This window comes from Alcaligenes sp. WGS1538 (genome assembly GCF_043187505.1).
Lineage (GTDB): Bacteria > Pseudomonadota > Gammaproteobacteria > Burkholderiales > Burkholderiaceae_B > Alcaligenes.
Genome location: NZ_CP171109.1, coordinates 1,853,874 through 1,873,753, shown reverse-complemented (window position 1 = coordinate 1,873,753; position 19,880 = coordinate 1,853,874). Strand labels below are relative to the sequence as shown.

The 19,880-nt window shown below is 64.0% G+C and carries 19 protein-coding genes; 4 read left to right on the top strand and 15 right to left on the bottom strand.

What is annotated here, in order from left to right; translation table 11 throughout:
* Positions 1-46: 46 nt before the first annotated feature.
* Entirely contained in the window at positions 47-1,291 is a 1,245-nt protein-coding gene (kynU, locus tag ACF3ND_RS08735; protein ID WP_394065685.1) for a kynureninase, read from the bottom strand.
* A gap of 163 nt (positions 1,292-1,454) precedes the next feature.
* Here kynU and ACF3ND_RS08730 point away from each other — a divergent pair, with 163 nt between their 5' ends.
* Entirely contained in the window at positions 1,455-3,161 is a 1,707-nt protein-coding gene (locus tag ACF3ND_RS08730) for an anti-sigma factor domain-containing protein (RefSeq protein ID WP_394065684.1), read from the top strand.
* Here ACF3ND_RS08730 and ACF3ND_RS08725 read toward each other — a convergent pair.
* The 13 genes from ACF3ND_RS08725 to ACF3ND_RS08665 all read right to left on the bottom strand — a co-directional run bounded on the left by ACF3ND_RS08725 (position 3,139) and on the right by ACF3ND_RS08665 (position 14,413).
* Positions 3,139-3,948: a ferritin-like domain-containing protein gene (locus ACF3ND_RS08725; protein ID WP_394065683.1), complete on the bottom strand. Its 810-nt coding sequence runs from the start codon at positions 3,946-3,948 to the stop codon at positions 3,139-3,141. The two genes, ACF3ND_RS08730 and ACF3ND_RS08725, sit on opposite strands and share 23 nt — an antisense overlap.
* Before the next feature lie 70 nt (positions 3,949-4,018).
* On the bottom strand, positions 4,019-4,423 hold the full coding sequence (locus ACF3ND_RS08720; protein ID WP_394065682.1) for a MerR family transcriptional regulator: 405 nt from the start codon (positions 4,421-4,423) through the stop codon (positions 4,019-4,021).
* Positions 4,424-4,500: 77 nt separating this feature from the next.
* Positions 4,501-4,824, bottom strand: a complete 324-nt coding sequence (locus ACF3ND_RS08715; RefSeq protein WP_394065681.1) for an integration host factor subunit alpha — start codon at positions 4,822-4,824, stop codon at positions 4,501-4,503.
* A 9-nt stretch (positions 4,825-4,833) separates the two neighbouring features.
* Complete coding sequence (pheT, locus tag ACF3ND_RS08710; RefSeq protein WP_394065680.1) at positions 4,834-7,239, bottom strand: phenylalanine--tRNA ligase subunit beta; 2,406 nt, start codon at positions 7,237-7,239, stop codon at positions 4,834-4,836.
* Positions 7,240-7,317: 78 nt separating this feature from the next.
* Positions 7,318-8,340: a phenylalanine--tRNA ligase subunit alpha gene (gene pheS, locus ACF3ND_RS08705; protein WP_394065679.1), complete on the bottom strand. Its 1,023-nt coding sequence runs from the start codon at positions 8,338-8,340 to the stop codon at positions 7,318-7,320.
* 69 nt (positions 8,341-8,409) lie between these two features.
* Positions 8,410-8,769, bottom strand: coding sequence for a 50S ribosomal protein L20 (gene rplT / locus ACF3ND_RS08700; RefSeq protein ID WP_394065678.1), 360 nt, complete (start codon positions 8,767-8,769; stop codon positions 8,410-8,412).
* Positions 8,770-8,785: 16 nt separating this feature from the next.
* A complete protein-coding gene (gene rpmI / locus ACF3ND_RS08695) occupies positions 8,786-8,983 on the bottom strand; it encodes a 50S ribosomal protein L35 (protein ID WP_394065677.1) in 198 nt (65 codons plus the stop codon).
* Between the two features lie 204 nt (positions 8,984-9,187).
* Complete coding sequence (locus tag ACF3ND_RS08690) at positions 9,188-10,579, bottom strand: 4Fe-4S binding protein (protein ID WP_394065676.1); 1,392 nt, start codon at positions 10,577-10,579, stop codon at positions 9,188-9,190.
* Positions 10,576-11,418 carry an FTR1 family protein gene (locus tag ACF3ND_RS08685; protein ID WP_394065675.1) on the bottom strand — a complete coding sequence of 281 codons (843 nt, stop codon included), beginning with the start codon at positions 11,416-11,418 and terminating at the stop codon, positions 10,576-10,578. Before ACF3ND_RS08685 ends, ACF3ND_RS08690 begins: the two co-directional genes overlap by 4 nt.
* Before the next feature lie 9 nt (positions 11,419-11,427).
* The gene (locus ACF3ND_RS08680; protein ID WP_394065674.1) at positions 11,428-11,769 is read right to left on the bottom strand and encodes a cupredoxin domain-containing protein; all 342 of its coding nucleotides are present in this window, start codon (positions 11,767-11,769) and stop codon (positions 11,428-11,430) included.
* A gap of 2 nt (positions 11,770-11,771) precedes the next feature.
* Positions 11,772-12,311, bottom strand: coding sequence for an iron transporter (locus ACF3ND_RS08675; RefSeq protein WP_394065673.1), 540 nt, complete (start codon positions 12,309-12,311; stop codon positions 11,772-11,774).
* A 247-nt stretch (positions 12,312-12,558) separates the two neighbouring features.
* Positions 12,559-12,894 carry an STAS domain-containing protein gene (locus ACF3ND_RS08670; protein WP_394065672.1) on the bottom strand — a complete coding sequence of 112 codons (336 nt, stop codon included), beginning with the start codon at positions 12,892-12,894 and terminating at the stop codon, positions 12,559-12,561.
* A gap of 34 nt (positions 12,895-12,928) precedes the next feature.
* The gene (locus ACF3ND_RS08665) at positions 12,929-14,413 is read right to left on the bottom strand and encodes a glutamate-cysteine ligase family protein (RefSeq protein ID WP_394065671.1); all 1,485 of its coding nucleotides are present in this window, start codon (positions 14,411-14,413) and stop codon (positions 12,929-12,931) included.
* A 163-nt stretch (positions 14,414-14,576) separates the two neighbouring features.
* Here ACF3ND_RS08665 and ACF3ND_RS08660 point away from each other — a divergent pair, with 163 nt between their 5' ends.
* From ACF3ND_RS08660 to ACF3ND_RS08650, 3 genes are all read left to right on the top strand, one after another.
* Positions 14,577-15,155 carry a hypothetical protein gene (locus ACF3ND_RS08660; protein WP_394065670.1) on the top strand — a complete coding sequence of 193 codons (579 nt, stop codon included), beginning with the start codon at positions 14,577-14,579 and terminating at the stop codon, positions 15,153-15,155.
* A 244-nt stretch (positions 15,156-15,399) separates the two neighbouring features.
* The gene (locus ACF3ND_RS08655) at positions 15,400-15,993 is read left to right on the top strand and encodes an RNA polymerase sigma factor (RefSeq protein WP_394065807.1); all 594 of its coding nucleotides are present in this window, start codon (positions 15,400-15,402) and stop codon (positions 15,991-15,993) included.
* 288 nt (positions 15,994-16,281) lie between these two features.
* The gene (locus tag ACF3ND_RS08650) at positions 16,282-17,097 is read left to right on the top strand and encodes a universal stress protein (RefSeq protein ID WP_394065669.1); all 816 of its coding nucleotides are present in this window, start codon (positions 16,282-16,284) and stop codon (positions 17,095-17,097) included.
* A 119-nt stretch (positions 17,098-17,216) separates the two neighbouring features.
* Here the strand turns inward: ACF3ND_RS08650 and ACF3ND_RS08645 are convergent, their stop codons facing one another.
* Positions 17,217-19,874, bottom strand: a complete 2,658-nt coding sequence (locus ACF3ND_RS08645; RefSeq protein ID WP_394065668.1) for a hypothetical protein — start codon at positions 19,872-19,874, stop codon at positions 17,217-17,219.
* Between the last annotated feature and the right edge of the window lie 6 nt (positions 19,875-19,880).

Below are 19,880 nucleotides of genomic sequence, written 5' to 3'. Positions count from 1 at the left end.
CCGGCGCCGGGCGGAACGGGTCCGCCGGCGGCCGGACTGGTCAGAATCAGGTTACAGCGGCTCGCTGGGGATCGAGGTCGAAATCGCGCCGGGTCAGCAGTTCGCGCAAAATGCGCACCGCCAGCCAGACATCCTCGAAACGGGTATACAAGGGCGTGAAGCCGAAGCGAAGTATATCCGGTTCCCGGTAATCGCCGATGACGCCGCGCTGAATCAGGGCCTGCATCAGCCCATAACCGTGCGGATGCGCATAGCAGACCTGGCTGCCGCGCAAGGCATGCTCGCGCGGGCTGACCAGGGCCAGTTCCACGCCGCATTCCTGCTCCACCAGCGCCATGAACAGGTCCGTCAGGGCCAGGGACTTGCGCCGCACCGCGGCCATGCCGGCCCGCTCGAACATGTCCACGCCGATCTCCACCAAGGCCAGCGAAACCATGGGCTGCGTGCCGCACAAAGCCGCGCGTATGCCCTCATGCGCCTCGAAGCCCGGCTCCATCGCAAAGGGGCGCGCATGCGCCCACCAGCCGCTCAGCGGGCTGCGGAAGGCGTCCTGGTGCCGCTTGGGCACCCACAGGAAGGCCGGCGCGCCCGGACCGGCATTGAAATACTTGTAGGTGCAGCCGACGGCGAAGTCGGCCCGGCAGCCGTTCAAGTCCACTTCCAGGGCGCCGGCCGAATGCGCCAGGTCCCAGATGGCCACCGCGCCGGCCTCGTGGGCGCGGCGGGTCAGGCCCTGCATGTCCAGCAGGCGACCCGTGCGATAGTTCACGTGCGTGAGCATCATGACGGCCACCTCGGGCGTCAGCGCGCCGGCGATCTGGTCCGGGTCGTCGATCAGGCGCACTTCATAACCCTGGTCCAGCCAGCGGGCCAGCCCCTGGGCGATGTAGATGTCCGTGGGGAAGTTGCTGCGCTCGGTCAGGATGACGCGGCGCTCGGGATGGGCGGCCTGCATGTGCAGCGCCGCGGCCAGCACCTTGAACAGGTTGACGGAGGTGGAATCCGTGACCGCCACTTCGCCGGGGGCCGCGCCCACCAGCGGCGCGATCCGGTCACCCAGCCTCAGCGGCATGTCGAACCAGCCGGCCGTGTTCCAGCTGCGCACCTGGCCTTGTCCCCACTCCTGCCCCACCACCTGGGCGGCGCGCTGCGCCGCCGCCCGGGGCTGGGCGCCCAGTGAATTGCCGACCAGATAGATCTGGTCCTCGTTCAACTGGAACTCGTCCCGGAAGGCTGCCAGTTCGTCCTGGCGGTCCAGCTCCCGGCAATACTCTAGATCGATCACGCTCATTCTCCTGGATGGATATCCCGCCCGCCCTGTTTCTGCACTTTGTTACCCTCGGGCTTGAAGCGAAAAGCATACAATACGATCTTGTCCGAAAGGAGGCTTTTCCCCCTCCCTGAGAACTTGAATGCGCCAGGCCGCGCCTGCCGCCATGGCGGGCGTCCGGCCCATGGTCACCCTTACAGTGCAGAATCCATCCATGCCGTCTTCCCCGTTTTCCTATTCTTCTTCACTGGCCCAGCTTGCCGCGCAGGACGCCCTGGCGCTGGACCTGCTCTACGACCAGGAGGCCCCGCCCATGCTGGCCCTGGGGCAGACTGTGCTGGGCCGGCGCATCGACGCCGAAGAAGTCCTGCGCGACACCTTCGTGCTGCTCTGGAAGAATGCCGCCGGCTACGACCCCGACCTGGGCGAAGCCCGGGCCTGGATCTACAGCATCCTGCGCTTTCGCCTGATCGCCCGCCTGCGCCAGCGCAGCAGCCAGCAGGACGCCGCCACCGCCCTGCCGGCCATCCAGCCGCGCGCCGGGCAGGTCTTCATTCCCGCCCTGGGGGGGCTGGACGGCACCACCCAGCGCGCCATGATCTCGGCCTACCTGCACGGCAGCAGCTACGAACAGCTGGGGCCGCGTCTGAACCGCTCGCCGGCGCAATTGCGCGCCTTGGTGCAGCAGGGCCTGCAACAGCTCAGCCCGCTGCTGGGCACGGAGCGCGGCGTCGACCCGCGTCATGCCCTGCTGATCGGCGAATACACGCTGGGCCTGCTCAGCCAGCATGAACTGGCCCAGGCGCACGCCCTGATGCAGCAGAACGACGATGCCGCCCGCCTTGCCCTGGCCTGGGAGAAAGCCTGGCTGGAGCTGGTCGACTGCCTGACGCCGGTCCTGCCCGCGCCCACCAGCCTGGCGCATGTGCACCAGACCTTGGGCCTGCCTCCGCCCGCCGCTCGCCGCCAGGCCGGCGCGGCGCCCGCGCCGGCTGCCGCCCAGCCGGCCAAGACCAGCGCAATCCCCGCAGCGCGCCGCCAGGAACCGGCTCTCAAGAGCGAACCGTCCGCGAAAGACGCCTCTGAAGGCGCCGCCGCGCCGGCCGCCAAGGAACGGGCCGAGCCGCGCTGGAGCGCCACGCCGGCGCCGCGCCCCGAAGATCTGGACGCCCATGCGCCGCCTTTTCCGACCTTGCTGCGGGCCGATCCCGAGCCCGGCGCCAGCTCTGCGCTGCCCTTGCGGCAGGCACAGGACGCGTCCGTGGCCGACAAAAAAGACAAGCCCAGAAAGGATAAGGCGGTCAAGGAAGCCGCTCCCCTGCCCTCTCACGCCGAACCCACGGCCCAGCCCCCCGTGCGCGAGGAAGCTCGCAAGCGCCCAGGCATCTCCCGTGGCATGGTCGTGACGGCGGCGGCGGTGCTGGCGGCGATCGGCCTGGGCCTGACCCTGCTGCTCACCCGCAATACCGAGCCCCCCGTCACCATGATAGAAATGAAGCCGCGCCAGGCCGCCATTCTGCAGGCGCCGGGCCAATCCTCCACGCCGGCCTGGATCGTCACGGTCGATCCCCAGGGCAACGTCCTGCTGGTGCCCAAGGTCAGGACCGAGGTCAAGGCGGGCCAGGCCGTGCAGTTATGGACCCACTCGCCGCGCGCCGCCCAGATCCGCTCCCTGGGCCTGATCGATCCCAACCGGCCCATCACCGTGCCGGCCAACCTGATCGGCACGCTGGAAGACGACCAGATCCTGGAAATGACGCTGGAGGCCGATGGCGGTTCGGACAGCGGCAGCCCCGAAGGCCCTGTGCTGTACATCGGCAGCATCGTCAGTTTCGGACAGCTCGACTCCCTGCCCGCCCAGAACGACGCTACGCAGGCCGCCCGCTCCTGATCTCTTCATCCAGGCGTTCCAGCTCGTCGATTTCCGCTTCGGTAAAGCCCGCCTCCAGCCTGGCGGGCCGATTGAAGGGACCGCGCAGGCGCGGCGCCCGATAGCGCCCCGCCAAGCTTGCATAAGTCTCGAAATCCGACAGCCCCTGCTCCTGGCAGACCCGCCTGTACCAGTAATTGCCCAGGGCGACGTGGCCGACCTCGTCGCGCAGGATGACGTCGATGATGGCGGCAGCCTCGTCGTCGCCCGCCTCGGCCAGTTTCCTGCGCACGATGGGGCAGGCGTCCAGCCCGCGCGCCTCCAGGGTCCGGGGCACCAGCGCCAGGCGCGCCAGCAGGTCCGAACGCGTACGCTCGGCCATCTCCCACAGGCCGTCATGAACCGGAAGATCGCCATAGCTCACGCCCAGCGCAGCCAGGCGGGCGCTGAGCAGCTCGAAGTGCAGCGCCTCCTCCACCGCCACCTGCAGCCAGCCGGCGTAGAAGGCCTCCGGCAGGCCGGGGTAGCGCCAGAGCACGTCCAGCGCCAGGTTGATGGCATTGAATTCGATATGCGCCAGCGAATGCAGCAAGGCCGCGCGGCCCTCGCGCGACTTCACGGAACGCTTGGGCACCTGCTGCGGCGGCACGAATCGCAAGCCCGAGGGCCGGCCGGGGATTCCCGGCGGCTCGACCAGGTCCAGATCGGCCCCTACCGGCAAGCCGTGGGCAATGGCGCGCACGGCCGCCACCTTGGCGGCGGGGTCCTCGATCAACAGCGCCCGCAGCGCCTGACTACGCAAGTTCATGACGGTCTTCCTGGCATGAAAAAGGCCGGCTCAGCGGCCGGCCTGTCTCCACCCGCCCTGGCGGGAGGCCTTACTGAGCGGCGCTCGGCGCGGTCATTTCCAGCGCCTTGTCCAGCATGGACTGGATCTGGCCCAGGTCCGCGCGCAGCGCCTGCATTTCCTGTCCCGTCAGGCGCACGGCGGCGTCCTGGTCGAACGGGACGTCCGGGCCGTCGCCCAGGCGGTTGCGCGCCCCGCTGATGGTAAAGCCTTCGTCATACAGCAGGCCGCGGATCCGGCGGATCAGCAGCACTTCGTGATGCTGATAGTAACGCCGGTTGCCGCGGCGCTTGACCGGCTTGAGCTGGGTGAATTCCTGCTCCCAGTAACGCAGGACGTGCGGTTTGACCAGGCAAAGCTCGCTGACTTCGCCAATGGTGAAGTAGCGCTTGGCGGGAATCGGAGGTAGGGCTGCCGTCTTTTCGTTCGTGCTCATGGCCACTGATGCTCATCAACAATAGGAGTGATTTTACACGTTTGGTCAGGCAAAACTGTACGCAAACGTACCAGGGCTCAGTCCTGCTCGTCCTCGGGGGACACCGGGGCGCCCTCCACCACGCTCTTGAGCTTCTGGCTGGCATGGAAAGTAACCACCCGGCGCGCCGAGATGGGGATGACCTCGCCCGTCTTGGGGTTGCGCCCGGGACGCGGCGGCTTGTCCCGCACCTGGAAATTGCCGAAGCCCGACAGCTTGACTTCCACGCCGTCGGCCAGGGAATCCCGGATCTCGGCAAAGAAAGTATCCACAATATCCTTGGCTTCGCGTTTGTTCAAGCCGACGCGCTCGAACAGCAGCTCGGCCAGATCCGCCTTGGTCAGGGTGCGATCTACGTTCATCGTGTCTCCTTATGCTCGCGCCCGCGCACCATGCGCGGACACCAGTGCCTCCAGCAGCGCCTGCATGCACTGCTCTACCCGTGCGTCATCCAGCGTGGCGGCGCTGTCCTGCAGCCAGAAGCGGATGGCCAGACTCTTCTCGGCCGAATCGCTCTTGTCGCGCCAGACGTCGAACAACTGGATGTCCTTGACGATGGCCGCCTGCGGCGCGGTCCGGCGCACGGCGTTCAAGGTATCGAGCACGGCCTGATAGGCCACCTCGTTGCTCACCCAGACGGCCAGGTCGCGCTGCACCACGGGCTGCCTGGAGACTTCCGATGCCTGCACGACAGCGTCGCGGGAAATGGCGTCCACGTCCACCTCGAACACCACCGGGGCCTTGCTCAGGCCGAATACGCTCAGCCATTGGGGATGCACCTCGCCGATCCAGCCTATGGGCCGGTCGTCCAGCAGGATGCGGGCGCTGCGGCCGGGGTGCAGCGCCGGATGGGCCTGCGCCTCGAAACGGGCGTCGGCGGCGCGACGGCCCAGCAGCGTCTCCAGATCGCGCTTGACATCGAAAAAGTCCACGTCGCGATCGGCCTGGCCCCATTGCTCGGCCACGGCCGGCCCCCAGGCCGCCGCGGCGATGCGATTGGGCTGATGGATGCCGGCCACGGCCAGAGGACCGTTTTCCTGGGCCGGGTCGCGCATGAACACGCGGCCCAGCTCGAAGACGCGCACGCGCGGCTGGCGGCGGTTGGCGTTGTGTTCGATATTGGCCAGCAGGCCGGGAATCAGGCTGGAGCGCATGACCGCCAGTTGGCTGGCGATGGGGTTGAGCAGGCGGATGGGATCGGCCTGGCCGTTGATGTCTTTTTCCCAGGATTCCTCCACGAAGGAGAAATTGATGACTTCCTGGTAGTCCTGCGCCGCCAGCACGGCGCGCAAGGCGTGCGGGCCGCGCAGCGATTCAGGCTGCACGCGCATCTGCGCCGCCGCCACGGGCGGCAGGTCCGGGATATTCTCGAAGCCGTAGATGCGCGCCACTTCCTCGATCAGGTCTTCTTCGATGTTCAGGTCGAAGCGAAAGCTCGGCGGCGTCACGGTAAACACGCCGTCGGACACGGTGAACTCCAGACCCAGGCGATTGAAGATGCTTTCCACCTGGGCCTGCTCCAGGGCGATGCCCAGCACGCGGCGGCAGCGCTCCAGGCGCAAGGCGACGGGTTCGCGCTTGGGCAAGGCGATGATCTGATCGTCCAGCGGGCCGGCCTGGCCGCCGCAGATTTCCAGGATCAGCGCGGTAGTGCGTTCCAGATGCTGTGGAATGGTGTCGAAGTCCACGCCGCGCTCGAAGCGATGGCTGGCGTCCGACGAGAACTTGTAGCGCCGGGCGCGGCCCATGATGGCCTCGGGCCACCAGAAGGCGGCTTCCAGGTAGACGTCCGTGGTATCCAGGGTGACCGAGCTTCGCTCCCCGCCCATGATGCCGGCCATGCTCTGGGGCACGTCGTTCACGGCGATCACGCCCACGTCCGTGTCCAGTTCCACGTTCAGGCCGCTGAGCAGCTCCAGCTGCTCGCCCTTGCGGGCCCAGCGCACGTCCATCCCGGACTGCACGTGCTGCAGGTCGAACACGTGCGTGGGACGGCCCAGCTCCAGCATGACGTAGTTGGAAATATCCACCAGCGCGGAGATCGACCGCTGGCCGCTGCGCTCCAGCCGGGTCTTCATCCAGTCCGGCGTCTTGGCGCGGGCGTTCACGCCGCGGATGACCCGGCCGCCGAAGCGACCGCACAGGTCGGCATCGTGCACGGTGACGCGCACGCGATCCTGAATGGTGACGGGTGCGGCGGCGAATTCAGGCAGGGTCAGCGCCTCGCCGGTCAGGGCGGACACTTCGCGCGCCACGCCCAGCACGGACAGGCAGTCCGCGCGATTGGGCGTGAGCTTCAGTTCGATGATTTGATCGTCCAGGTCCAGCAACTCGCGCAGGGACTGCCCCACGGGCGCATCGGGATCCAGCACCAGCAGGCCGTTGTGGTCCTGGGACAGGCCCAGTTCGCGCGCCGAGCACAGCATGCCGCTGGACTGCACGCCGCGCATCTTCACCGGGCCGATCTTCATGCCGCACGGCAATTGCGCGCCGATGCGGGCGACCGGCACCTTGATGCCCTGCGCCGCATTGGGAGCGCCGCACACGATCTGCAGCAGCTGGCCCGAGCCGTCGTCAACCTGGCACACGCGCAGGCGATCGGCGTCCGGATGCTTTTCAATGGCGGTGATCAGCCCGACGACCACCTGGTCGAATGCGGGCGCGGCCGCCTGGATATCTTCGACTTCCAGGCCGGCCATGGTGAGTTGGTGGCCCAGTTCTTCGGTGCCCAGCTTGGGATTCACAAAGCGGCGCAACCACGATTCGGAAAATAACATGATGCTGAAGATGGAAACGTAAAACGGCGAGTACCGGAACCGCCCGGACGCAATGAGCCGAGCGGTGCGAAGGAAGAATCAGCGATTGAACTGCTTCAGGAAGCGCAGGTCGCCCTCGAAGAACTGGCGCAGATCATTGACACCATAGCGCAACATGGTCAGGCGCTCCAGCCCCGAGCCGAAGGCGAAGCCGATGTAGCGTTCGGGATCAAGGCCGAAGTTGCGCACGACCTGGGGATGCACCTGCCCGGAGCCGGAGATCTCCAGCCAGCGGCCCTTGTTGGGACCGGAGGTGAACATCATGTCGATCTCGGCCGAAGGCTCGGTGAAAGGGAAGAAGGAAGGACGGAAGCGCACGACCAGGTCGTCGCTTTCGAAGAAGGCGCGCAGGAAGTTCGTGTAGACGCCCTTCAGATCGGCAAAGGAGATGTCTTCGGCGATCCACAGGCCTTCGACCTGGTGGAACATGGGCGAGTGCGTGGCATCGCTGTCCACGCGATAGGTGCGGCCCGGCGCGATGACCTTGATGGGCGCCTGGTTCATGCGGGCGTAACGCACCTGCATGGGGCTGGTATGAGTGCGCAGCAGGTAAGGCAGGCCCTGGTCGTCCTGCATGTCGACGTAGAACGTATCCTGCATGGACCGGGCCGGATGATTCTCCGGGTTGTTCAGGGCCGTGAAGTTGGTCCAGTCGTCCTCGATCTCGGGGCCGTCGGCCACGTCGAAACCGATGGAACGGAAAATGGCTTCCACACGCTGCCAGGTCTGGATGACGGGGTGAATGCCGCCGGTGCCGCGGCCGCGGCCGGGCAGCGTCACGTCGATCTTCTCCTGGGCCAGGCGCTGGTTCAGTTCCGCGGCGGCCAGCGCGGCGCGACGATCATTGAGCAGGGTTTCGATTTCGCGCTTGAGCACGTTGATGCCGGCGCCCGCGGCTTTCTTCTGCTCCGGGTCCATCTGCGCCAGGCCCTTCATCAGCGTGGTGATGGCGCCCTGCTTGCCCAGGAATCGGGCTTTGGCATTTTCCAGCGAAGCGGCGTCCTGGGCCTGCTCGAACAAAGCCCGTGCCTGGGCGATCAGATCATCGTGGGGGGAAGTCATGGCGTGTTACTTTCCAAAAACAAACGGAGCCCCAAGGCCCCGTTTGCGAACTATACAGTCGGATACCGCTTAAGCAGCCAGAGCGTTCTTAGCCTGTGCAACAACGGCGGCAAAGCCGGCCTTGTCGTTAACCGCCAGGTCGGCCAGAACCTTGCGGTCCAGGGCGATGGAAGCCTTGTTCAGGCCAGCGATGAACTGGCTGTAGCTGATGCCCAGTTCACGGCAAGCAGCGTTGATACGGGTGATCCACAGCGAGCGGAACACGCGTTTCTTGTTGCGGCGGTCACGGTAGGCGTACTGGCCTGCCTTCATGACTGCCTGCTTGGCTACCCGGAACACGTTGCCGCGGCGACCGCGGAAACCTTTGGCTTGGGCAATGACTTTTTTGTGGCGGGCGCGAGCGTTTACACCGCGTTTTACTCGAGACATGTTGAGTTCTCCCTAATCAAGCGAAAGGCATCATGGCCTTGACGGAAGCGACGTCGGATTTGTGAACCTCGACGGCGCCGCGCAGTTGGCGTTTGTTCTTGGTCGTCTTCTTGGTCAGAATGTGACGCTTGAACGCTTGGCCCCGCTTGATGGAACCGCTACCACGAACCACAAAGCGCTTAGAGGCGCTTTTCTTGGTTTTCATTTTAGGCATGAAATTACTCGATTAATTTATGTCTGTGGGTGGCCGCCCAACAACCAGGCTGCACTTGTAAGACCCAAAAACAGGCACTTGTTTTTTTTTCTTCCCCTGATTCCGTCAATGCCCGCAAAAAAGCGGCCAGGCAAAGCCAAAACGTGGAAAAGCCATTGATTATAGAGTGATTCCCGAAAAATTGTCCAGCCATCCGATGCGTTTTCACCAACGCAGGAAGAACAGCAGCCAGGCATCCAGAAACGGCAGCAGGCCCAGGACCACACAGGCCATGGCGGCCCACCGCCGTCCCGCCAACGGCGTGCGCCGCGCGGCCAGGCGCCAGCACAGGCGCAGGCTCCAGGCCAGCGCCAGGGCCAGCATGGCCAGCCGGACCGCGGTCGCCCAGGCCGTGTCCACGCCTTCGTGCTGCAACAGCGTCAGGGTGGTGGCCGTCAATCCGAGGAAGACGCCGGCGCCGGCCAGGGGGATCAGCCCCAGCGCCAGCTTGTTGACGCCTTCCCAGGCGCGCCCCGCCCCCGGTACGCGCGGCAGGACGCGGTCGGCCGCCGCCAGGCCCGCCAGGACTGCTCCGCCGCACACCACGCAGGCCCCCCCGATGAATGCCAGGATGACGGCGCCGTCCAGCCAGCTGAAGCTGTCGTTCACCTCGGGATAGTGCGTCAGAAGGAACCAGGGCGCGGTATCCAGCAAGGGCCAGATGATGTCGCGCTCCACCAGCCAGGTGGCCGCCGCCTGCTTCAAGGCGACGAACCAGGGGCTGGCACTCCACAGGAAGGCGCCCACCGCCAGACCCATCAAGCCCAGCGTGATCAGCAGGGTCTGCCAGCCGCCGCCGGCGGAGTCCTGCAGGATGTCGCGCTCGGGCGAGCGCAAGCGCAGGCTGATCGCGCCGCGATAGTCGCTGCATCGCCCGCACATATGACAGTCCCCCGCCCCTTGCATGGTGCGCAGCGGCAGCAGCGGCGCGCAATTGATGCTCTGCGTGCGACGCTCCGCCTGACGCCAGGCCTGCCCATCCACCTGGAACTGCCAGGGCGAGAGCTTGGCCAGCAGATTGAACACGCCGTTGACCGGGCACAGGTAGCGGCACCATACCCGCTTCTCCCGTCCATACAGCCAGCCCACCGCCATGGCGCCCAGGGTGGAGCCGCCCAGGATCAAGGCCACGGCCAGCGGATACTGGTAGACGCTGATCAACTGCCCATAGATCGTGGTCAAGGCGAACGCGACGAAAGGCCAGCCGCCCCAGCGCATCCAGCGCGGGATGGCCCCGCCCCGCCCATGCCGGCTGGCCCATTCCGTCAACGCCCCCTCCGGGCAGAACACGCCGCACCAGGTCCGCCCCATCAGCGGCATGGACAGCAGCACGAACGGCCACCAGACGCCCCAGAAGGCGAACTGCGCCAGCACGGTGAGGTTGTTGAACATCGACGCGCTGCGGTCCGGCAAAGGCAGGAACACCGGCGCCAGCAGCAGGACGGCGTAGACGGCCACCACCAGCCACTGCATGCGGCGAATGGCTCGCTGATGATCGCGCAGGAAGTCGCCCAGGCGAGCCGGCCAGGGGCGGCGGGCGGACAGCGCAGCACTCATCGTGTCGCTCCCCTCGTCGTGGCGGCTTGCGGGCTGCGCGCGCGCAGCAGCCAGCAGACCGCAAGAATGTACAGGACATAGATCAGCACCTGGCTGAGCGCGGGGTAGTCCCGATAACCCGCGAAATCGGCCAGCAGCTTGCCCAGCCCGGAGTCGGTGCCCAGCAGCCAGGACGAGTCCCAGACCGGGTCCACCAGGGCCGGCAGCGCATCCAGGGAGATCAGCCTGTCGGTCGCCGACACCAGCAGGGCCGCGCCCAGCAGAAGCAGCAGAACCTCGGTCAGCGCGAAAAAGCGCCGCCAGGTGATGATGCGCCCGCCCCATTGCAAGACCGCGAATGTCAGGATGGCAGCCAGCAGCCCGCCCGCGCCGGCCAGGACCAGGGACAAAAGACTCTGGTCCCGGGGGGCCGCGGACAGCACGCCGTACAGAAACACCACGGTCTCGCTGCCTTCGCGCGCCACCGCGATCATGACCAGCGCCAGCACGCCCCATTGGCGCCCCTGGCCGAGCTCGTCGGACAGCCCCTGCTGCAGATCATGGCGCAAGGTGCGTCCATGGCGCCGCATCCAGACCACCATCTGCACCACCAAAGCGCTGGCCGCCAGGCTCATGCCGGCCTGGAACCACTCTTGCCCGGTATCGTCCAGCCAGCTCGACAGGCCCAGCAGAAGCAAGGCCAGCAGGACGGCCAGGGCCAGCCCGGCGGCCACCCCGCCCCACAGCCACGGCAGGCCCTTGCGGCCCTGGGGCGTGCGGCACAGCCAGGCATACAGAATGCCGATGACCAGCAAGGCTTCCACGCTTTCACGCCAGACGATGAATGACACTTGTTCCATGGCAGTTGCTCAAGGAGCGGGACGAACTCGCAACGTGCCTTTCACGGCGGGATGGAAGTCGTCGAAAAATGGATAATCGCCGGGGCGCGACACGGTCAGCACCACAAAGGACGTGACGCCGGGCCCCAGCACTTTTTCTTTGCGCAGAGGCAGGCTCTCGAACTCGACCGCCTCCTGGCTTTCATTGACCAGCACGATCTTGAAACGCCCGGCCTGCACCTCCAGAACGGCCGGCTCGAACGTGCCGTCCGGCTTGAAGGCGAGCGTATGCACGGGCATGTCCGCCCAGGCGGCCGACGCGCCGCCCGCCGCCAGCATGAGCGCAGCGGCCAGTCTGGCTAGCCGGCGCATGATCAGTACCCGCCTTTCTTGCCCGTTCCGGCGAAGACGAATTCGTACTGCTGCTCGAAAGTCTGGAACCAGGGCGCCACGCCGGTCTCCTTGTCCACATGGCGGCCGAAATGGTTCATCTTGCCGCTTTCAGGCGAACCGATGGTCAGCACCAGCGTGTACTTGCCCGGGCCGTCCAGCTTGACGTTGTCACCGTAGTGGGGACCGTCATTGGCCACCATGGGCATCATCTCGCCGGAAATCACCGTGTCGCTGCCCTGCTTCTGCAGCTTGTACTGGATGTTCAAGTACGGCGCCCAGGCGCCTTCGGGCAGGCCGTTGCGATTGTCGGCGGTGGCGTGGATGTCCGCCTCCAGGTGGATGTCGGACTCGGCGGCGGCGCGCATCATGCCGGGCGGATCCATCTCCACCGGCTGCAGGTAGACGGCCGCCACCTCCAGGCCGTTCTTCTCGACCGGCTTGCCGATGGGATACTCAGCGGCGAGCGCTGAACCGGCCAGGCTCAGGGCCAGCATGGAAAAAAGAATAGGTTTGCGCATCATGGTCTTTGAAGTGAGAGCTGAAAACATATAAAGACTGATTCTTATTCAGACTTGTTTTCAAGCATACAAAAAAAGACCTGAAAAAACGCTTAATGAGCGCTTGATGGTGCGCGCCGAGCCGCCATGGAAAGCACCATGGCGGCCGGAAAAAGAGAATGAATCCGTTCGCCGGTGCGGCGCCGGCATGGCAGCGAACTCACGAAGCCATGCCAAGACTCGTCGGCGGCAGATTCGAGAGACTGACGATTTACGGCAGCGCCGCGAACGCCTGCTCCCGGGTATCGCAGACTTTGAGGATCACCAGAAAGCCGCTGATTTCGAAGATTTCCTTGACATTGGGCTGAGCGCCGAACAATACCAGGGCGCCGCCGGACTGTTTCATTTTCTTGGCCAGCAGCAGCAAGACCCGCAGGCCGGCGCTGGAAATATAATTGAGCCGCGACAGGTCCAGCACGATTTTCTGCTCGCCTTTTTCAAGATGCGTCAAGAGATCGGCCTCGAAGGCCGCGGCGTTGGCGCTGTTGATCTGGCCCTCGGGCTGGAAAACCGGGACGGGCCCGGATTTATCGATGGCAATAGGCATGTCGGGTCTGGTGAGGGATGGAACACGTTTCAAATCATACGCGAAACGACGGCTCGATGACACAGACGCGCCGTTGCTCGCCGATGCGCGCCAGGCGATCCGGCCTTCCTGCATATGCCTGCCACAGCTCCAGCAGCCGGTCGGCCCCGGTGCGCCTGGCCTGCACGGCCTGTTCGGCATAAGCCAGCCAGCGCTGTTCGTCCTTGGGCAAGCCGGCTCGAGCGACCGCCAGCACGTCCTGCGCCAGTGCGCGCACCCTGTCGTCGTCAAGGGCGGCGCGGATAGCCGCGCCGCGCAGTTCCCGCAGCGTTTCCCACCCCCATTGGCGCCAGAGCTGCTCGGCCTCGGTCAGATTGTTCAACAAGCCCAACTGCACCGCCGAGGGTGCGACCGGCGCCGTTGCGGCAATGTCGCGGCCCAGCTCGTCGATCAGCTGCGCATCCGCAAAGACAGCCCCGGGCGCGCGCCCCTCGATATAGCCCATGGCCCCGCAGGACTGCAGGAGCGTCTCTATTCCACCGGGACGATCCCAGGCTGCCAGCAAGGCATCCAGCGGAGGTTCTTGCTCCACCTGATAGCGCCAGCGGGCATCCAGAAAATGGGCGTACTGCGCATAGACGAAGTGGCCGCCCCTGGGACGCATCACCAAAGGCGTCGCCGTCGGTCCGCTGCGCCCCTCCCACGAACCGGAGCGCAGGAATTCGTTCAAGGCTGGATCGCCATCCAGATAAACCGAGGCCGCTGATTTGTAGCCCTGCCCCAGCTCCAGTGGCAGGGCGCGCGATGCGGTCTGCGCGCCGAACATCCACCGATAGTGATCTCCCAGGTCATCAAAAGGCCTGGCAGGCATGCGTTGCAGGAAGTGATCACCGCGGAAGCGTGAGTGCTCAAACATCCGATCCCAGATCGTCAGCCGGTTTTCCTTGAGACCCGTTTCGCGGCCGGCTTCCAGCGGACTGTTCGCAAACATCGCAATCAAGGCAGGCGCCAGCGCCAGCATCGTATTCAAGGCGGAAACGGCCTGACCCACCTCCACGGACGTGCAGGGACCATTCTGCGCTTTCGCATCAATGCCAACCTGATGCGCCCAGCCCCGATACCCCACGAGCTCCTGATAGATAGGCCTATCGACGCGCACGGCGGCATACCATTGCGGGTCCAGCGGGCAGTCGGGATGTTCGGACGCATTCAACAAGGCGGCGCCCTCGGCATCCAGGGCTTGAATGACATCCTTGAGTTCCTGATTCACCAGGCCGGCCAGATGATCCAGGCAGCCCGCGCCCCCCGGAACGGGCGCAAAAGCCGTCTCCAACAGGTTATAGCCATTGTCCAGGCCGCTGCATCCGGCCTCGGTGTCCAGACCGATCGTGCGCCCGTGCAGTTCAATGCGCTCGACCTGCTGCCCGTGCCGGCGCTTCACCTGCGCCAGCGCCTCGAAATATCGAGTGACGGCATGACTGCGACCGTCATGCTGACTGATGACCCCCATCTCCATTTCAAGTCCGATTCGCCAAGCCATTTGGGACGGTTCTCCTGTTACTGGTATATTGAAGCAGGATCGTAACGATCCCCGTTTACGGATCGACTGGAACCTTTTTCCGACCCGCTTTCACTAAGATACAAAAGCTGACTTTTGCCTTTACGCATTCGACGTACTAACGACAGCCTGGTCCGACTCACTTATGAACATCAATTCTTCTGTCCCTCAGACATCCCGTGAACGTCCTGATCTGGCAGACTTTGCCTCGGCCGCCTCACGCGGCGAAGCGGTGTATGCCTCGTCGAAGGGACGTTCCCTGCAAATTCTGGGTACTGGCACAACCCCCAATGGACGGATTGTTGCTTGGGTCGAGCCGGACATCGACACCACCCAGCTCTTTACCGACGCGCTGGCGCACAGCCACGGCATGGGCATCGCCAATACCGTTGCCCGGGAACTGGGCCTGATCTCCAATCCCGGCAAGCCCTTGGCCTCGCGTACCGTCACCCAGGCGCTGGAATTGGCTGAAACAGTGGCCCAGGTCCTGGCGGGCGTCGACTTCGTGACCCAGTTGAGCCATTCCGCCAAAGCCCTGGGAACCGGCTTCACGGCGCTGTGTCAAGAAATGGATATCAATATCTCCGACCTGTCGGCGGAACAGCGCAAACACATCGACCAGGCCATGCATGAAAAATTTGAACAGGCCGCCGCACAGGGAATAGGTCCGGTTTCGGACGACACCGCCCGGGAATGGCTGCGCGCGATTCTCAAGATGCAATGAACCACCCGGCACCGCATGGCCTTCTGGCGCTCTTGTTTCGGCCAGCAGCCGGCTTTGCGTGCAAGCGGCCCCGCCTGTCGGGCAAACCCTTAACATAAAGTAAATTCTTGAAATATACAATTTCGTGATGTAATGTTCCGGCACAGAGCCCTCACTTTTCGTGATGTAATGTTCCGGCCAAACGGCCTCACATTTTTTAGCCCGCTGATGATCAGCAACAGTACGTTCCGGCGCCCTCATGACAATACTTCCTGATCCAGACCGCGAAGTACCCGGCAAAATGACCCAGCCGGCCCCAGCCAATGCCCCCGCCATGGCTGATGAGCGGCTGTTTCGCGAATTGGTGCGACAGCACAGCGACCGGTTGCAGCGCTTCATCATCATGCATATCGGCAACACCAGCGACGCCGAAGACCTTGCTCAGCAAGCCTTTGTGGAGGCGGCCAAGTCGTATCAGTCCTTCCGCGGAGAATCGCAGCTTTCCACCTGGTTGTACGGCATCGCCCTCAACCTGATCCGCAACCACCTTTCACGTGCGCCCGAGCGCCGCTATCACTTCGTCGACGAAAGCAGCCTCGACAGCGTCCCGACCGAAGCGACGTCTCCCGAAGAAGCCGCCTCTCAGACCCAGATGCTGCACCTGCTGCAGGAATCCCTGGACGAGCTGCCGGAAAGCATGCGCACCATACTGTTGCTCGTAGGCCTCGATGATCTGTCCTACGAAGAGGCGGCTGCCTTGCTGACGGTGCCCATCGGCACGGTGCGCAGTCGTCTTTCCCGGGCGCGCACCGCCCTGCGCGAACGACTGCGTGAAAAAGGCCTGACACTCAATTTTTAAGGCCTGCTCCCAACGGCTGGCGCGTGACCATCATCGGCTGACGGACGCCCCTGACAACAGCGTTTTTCGTAGCGCTTAGTAACGGCCATGCGCCAAAAGTTCTCTTTGAACGTTGCATTTTTTTATTGTCCGTTACGCTTTTGTCATTTCACGAACCAATACGTTGCAGACAAAACCGTCAAACCATGCGTACAACTATCTGAATGGCGGCGGATTTCGCGCTCCCCTGCCTGGAAATCGCCCGGATTTTCATTGAGCGCCGCCGCAAGCGCCTTTCGGAGGCTCGCTATGTACGAACGCATACTGGTTCCACTCGATGGGTCCCGTTTTTCCGAAGAAATCATTCCCTACGCGACGTCCCTGGCTGCCGTTCACGGTACGGAACTCGTGCTGTTGCGCGTGGTCCGCAAGGGCGTCGGTCAGGACCAAGCCTTGGATGCCATTGAGCCGTTGCCGACGACCCATCCTGCCCGCGAACTATGCCTGCGGGACGCGGGCGAAGTCGCCCATGCAATTCTCGGGGAAGCCCGACGCGGGCCGCCCACCCTGGTGGCAATGACGTCCCATGGGCGCTCGGGTCTGGCGGAAATCATATTTGGAAGCGTGGCCCAACGCATCCTGCGCGGCGCCCGCGACCCGGTGCTTCTCTATCGTCCGACCGGAACGGATAGGCCGCAGGCGCCCTTGAAATTACGCAGCGTGGTGGTGCCGCTGGACGGCAACACGCGGCACGAAGCGATAACCGGCCATGCAGCCGAATTTGCCCGCTGGGCGGATGCGGACATGGAAGTGGTCAATGCCGTTGATGCCGACGTCGGGGCCGACATGGCCCCGGAGCATGGAAACGAGATAACCATGCTCGAATCCAGCTACGTCCGCTCCAGGGCGGCCGAGCTTGCCGCGGGCCACGGCATGCCGGTGTCCTGGGAGGTGCTGCATGGCGACCCCGCAAGGGCCATTGCAGAGCATGTCGCCAAGCGCCGCGATGTCATACTGGCCATGGCCACGCGACGCAAGGACGTGTTCGAAGCGGCTTTTCCCGGCAGCGTGGCCTTGAGCTGCCTGCGCAAGGCCGGCGTACCGATACTGATGCGTCTGACGTGAACCACCCCGGCCGTCATTGAAAACCCCGGCTCCTGGAACTGGCCTGCCCCTCCCCGTCCAGGAGCCGCTCACGCATGCGGCGGAAAAACCGGCAGTCATTCCGCCTTAAGGTGCGCTTCTTACACCGTTACGACTATTTCGCGCTTGACGAGCTCGAAATGGTGCCGAAACTGCGGCAGCCCGATCACCCTGGCCTCTTGTACGTCCGCCGATACATGCAGGACATAGCGCACCTCGGCCCAACTGGTCCATGGGTTCATGGTTATGACCGCATCCATGCCATCGGGCTGCCTCGCAGGAACAGCAGTCAAATCCGAAAACCGGACTGTCGACCTGACAAGGAAGTCGCCGCTTTCGATTTTCGCCACATCGAACACGACAGGCCCCGCCCCCGCTACATGAACGACGGTGCCGTCACGCAACTTGAACGGCGAATCCATGCCCATGTGCTTCAGCCCCCTGGCCACGGCGGCGTGTGTGTCTTCATGACGCATCAGGTGCATCAGCGCCTCAGCCTGCGGACCCGCCACCTCCACGAGCGCGTCCAATGCGCTCTCCAGGGTATGACGTCGATTCTCAAGTACTGAAGAGCCGGGCCACATGAAGCGTATGGGCTGCTCGCCGCTTCCGCTTCCCCGCACGGAGAACAAGATGCCGGCATCCTCAATCTCCTGCGCGCGAAGCCGTTCACGTACTGTCAAACCCTGATCGCTTTCATTTGCGGGCAACGCAGCCTCCAGAGCAACCGGGACAACGACGGGAAGAAGCGCCTCCAGCTCAGGCACCATCCTCGCCCGCGCCTTATCCGTCGCAAGCAGGGCGATTTCGTTGGCCGTCAAGCCATAGGCAACCCCATATAGTTCGCGCAAGCCGGGATAAAAAGTTCCTGGTGGAACGCGAGCACTCGATTCCGCTTTTTTGGGTGTCGACACGTGTTTATGCAACCCGCCAATGGCATCAGGATGGCTTTCCTGCGCCATGACCATCAGCCGCTGATGCAATGCCTCGCCCATGTCGTTCACCAAATAGCAGGCGGCGTCAAGCTGCTCCTTGGTCATTCTGCCGCCCTCTTCAAAGTCACCCTGAACAATAATCCCTTCCAGCTTGGAGGCGGTCGCGGAGTATTTGCTGGCCAACCCTCTTAGCAGCTCCATGTGCTTCATCGCATCCTGCTCCATGAATGCGGGGGCCTCGCGAAACAGCTCGCCTACCGCCCGCTCGCACATGTCTCGGACCAAGCCCCGGCGATCGACCAGAGCCGGTCCGCCGTCATCGAAATGCCCAAGATCTTCCAACTGCCGGATATAGTCCAACTCCACATCGGACAGGTCCTGAAGCCGCCGCATGAGCAGCGGCATGTCCATCGGATCCTTGGACAAGGCCCAGAACACGCCTCTCGCGCCCGCGTTGAATCGTTGGCGCAGAGGCTCCATCCGCTCCACGACGATTTGTTTGATGGCTTCAAAATCCAGCGTCAAGCCCAAGGGATGCAATTGCGTCGCGCGGCGCAGATTGACAAGAGTGATGTCATCGAGTTCGCGCAAAGAATCCGCATTCAGTGCGCCTTCCCGGTTTAGCCGCTTATTCCGGAACAGGCTGAAGCTATCCTGGAGCTGTTTGCTCACGCTGTAGACCATCTCCTCAGGCAACGCTCTGTAAGTCCGCTGGATCCGGTCCAGCAAGGCATTCATGTCAAGCAAAACCCGGGACGCGACAAGTCTTTTTCCCAAACTCACCGCAGACATCAGGGCAAGTTCCAGCCTCAGCATTGAAGGGTGGAGCCGAGCGCAGATCTCGCGCTCCAGCGCCGCGCGAAGATGGACCAGCATGGAGAAGGGAAGGTAGTCCTCGAAGTTAAACTGAAGCTTGATCAGCCATAACTCCTTCTGGGCCAGCGACGGATCATTGTTTTTTTTCTCCTTGGCCGCCTGCGTCGTCCGTGCGTCCCACCTGCGCGACAAAGCATCTTCGGCCGCGTCCAACGCATCAGAATGAATTTGAGCCAGCAACACCTCGAACTGATCATCAGGCAAAGACTGAAGATAGACATCCAACATATGGACGATCGATGCGCGGTTTTGTGTCCCGCTGGAATCCAGCATGGCCAGACCGGAGTACAGCTTGTCCAACTGTATCTCCAACTCCTGGGCGTCCAACGAAGAAGCGAACAGCAACCGGCCAATTCCCCACAAGGGGTTCAGCACAACCTCCTGGGCTGAACGCAGCTCGAGAGCCGCCTCAATCTGCTGAAGCAGATGAGCCGCCTGCTCCCGCAGACCAGGGCTCACTTGATTCAGCACCGCATTGCGAGCATCCGCATGGCCTAGAGCTCCATGGCGAAGGGCGACGAGATCCAGATAGTCCAATTCACTCATGTATGCGGTCAGGGCCTCCCGCCCTCCCGGCAGGGCGGCAAGATCACCCCGTGAAATCTTGCTCAGCCTCGCCAGGTCTTGTGCGATCGCCGCCAGCGCCCTGGCGTGGCCCGTCGGGGCCGTGAGCCTGCCCAGCAAATCGCCGATGCTCCGGCTGTTCGCGCGCACCTTGAGCAAGATCTCGCGCTGCTTGCGCGCTTGCACGGGCGCGCCGCTCAAGGCAAATTGGAGGTTGGCCCATGAGCTGGAGACATTGGCAGCCGCGCCAGGGGGAGCGACAGGCGCCGTGCCGCCCTGGCGCGGCGTGAAGCGCAGGTTACCGACTGTTCCGAGGGGGCCGACCGCCAGGTCTTGCCGCCGCACGCTCTGAGTACCCGTCTGGCCAAGTGGTTGGATATCCATGTTGAT

Coding starts and splice junctions, on each gene's coding strand:
- kynU (WP_394065685.1), bottom strand. CDS start 1,291: ATGAGCGTGATCGATCTAGAGTATTGCCGGGAGCTGGACCGCCAGGAC.
- ACF3ND_RS08730 (WP_394065684.1), top strand. CDS start 1,455: ATGGTCACCCTTACAGTGCAGAATCCATCCATGCCGTCTTCCCCGTTT.
- ACF3ND_RS08725 (WP_394065683.1), bottom strand. CDS start 3,948: ATGAACTTGCGTAGTCAGGCGCTGCGGGCGCTGTTGATCGAGGACCCC.
- ACF3ND_RS08720 (WP_394065682.1), bottom strand. CDS start 4,423: ATGAGCACGAACGAAAAGACGGCAGCCCTACCTCCGATTCCCGCCAAG.
- ACF3ND_RS08715 (WP_394065681.1), bottom strand. CDS start 4,824: ATGAACGTAGATCGCACCCTGACCAAGGCGGATCTGGCCGAGCTGCTG.
- pheT (WP_394065680.1), bottom strand. CDS start 7,239: ATGTTATTTTCCGAATCGTGGTTGCGCCGCTTTGTGAATCCCAAGCTG.
- pheS (WP_394065679.1), bottom strand. CDS start 8,340: ATGACTTCCCCCCACGATGATCTGATCGCCCAGGCACGGGCTTTGTTC.
- rplT (WP_394065678.1), bottom strand. CDS start 8,769: ATGTCTCGAGTAAAACGCGGTGTAAACGCTCGCGCCCGCCACAAAAAA.
- rpmI (WP_394065677.1), bottom strand. CDS start 8,983: ATGCCTAAAATGAAAACCAAGAAAAGCGCCTCTAAGCGCTTTGTGGTT.
- ACF3ND_RS08690 (WP_394065676.1), bottom strand. CDS start 10,579: ATGAGTGCTGCGCTGTCCGCCCGCCGCCCCTGGCCGGCTCGCCTGGGC.
- ACF3ND_RS08685 (WP_394065675.1), bottom strand. CDS start 11,418: ATGGAACAAGTGTCATTCATCGTCTGGCGTGAAAGCGTGGAAGCCTTG.
- ACF3ND_RS08680 (WP_394065674.1), bottom strand. CDS start 11,769: ATGCGCCGGCTAGCCAGACTGGCCGCTGCGCTCATGCTGGCGGCGGGC.
- ACF3ND_RS08675 (WP_394065673.1), bottom strand. CDS start 12,311: ATGATGCGCAAACCTATTCTTTTTTCCATGCTGGCCCTGAGCCTGGCC.
- ACF3ND_RS08670 (WP_394065672.1), bottom strand. CDS start 12,894: ATGCCTATTGCCATCGATAAATCCGGGCCCGTCCCGGTTTTCCAGCCC.
- ACF3ND_RS08665 (WP_394065671.1), bottom strand. CDS start 14,413: ATGGCTTGGCGAATCGGACTTGAAATGGAGATGGGGGTCATCAGTCAG.
- ACF3ND_RS08660 (WP_394065670.1), top strand. CDS start 14,577: ATGAACATCAATTCTTCTGTCCCTCAGACATCCCGTGAACGTCCTGAT.
- ACF3ND_RS08650 (WP_394065669.1), top strand. CDS start 16,282: ATGTACGAACGCATACTGGTTCCACTCGATGGGTCCCGTTTTTCCGAA.
- ACF3ND_RS08645 (WP_394065668.1), bottom strand. CDS start 19,874: ATGGATATCCAACCACTTGGCCAGACGGGTACTCAGAGCGTGCGGCGG.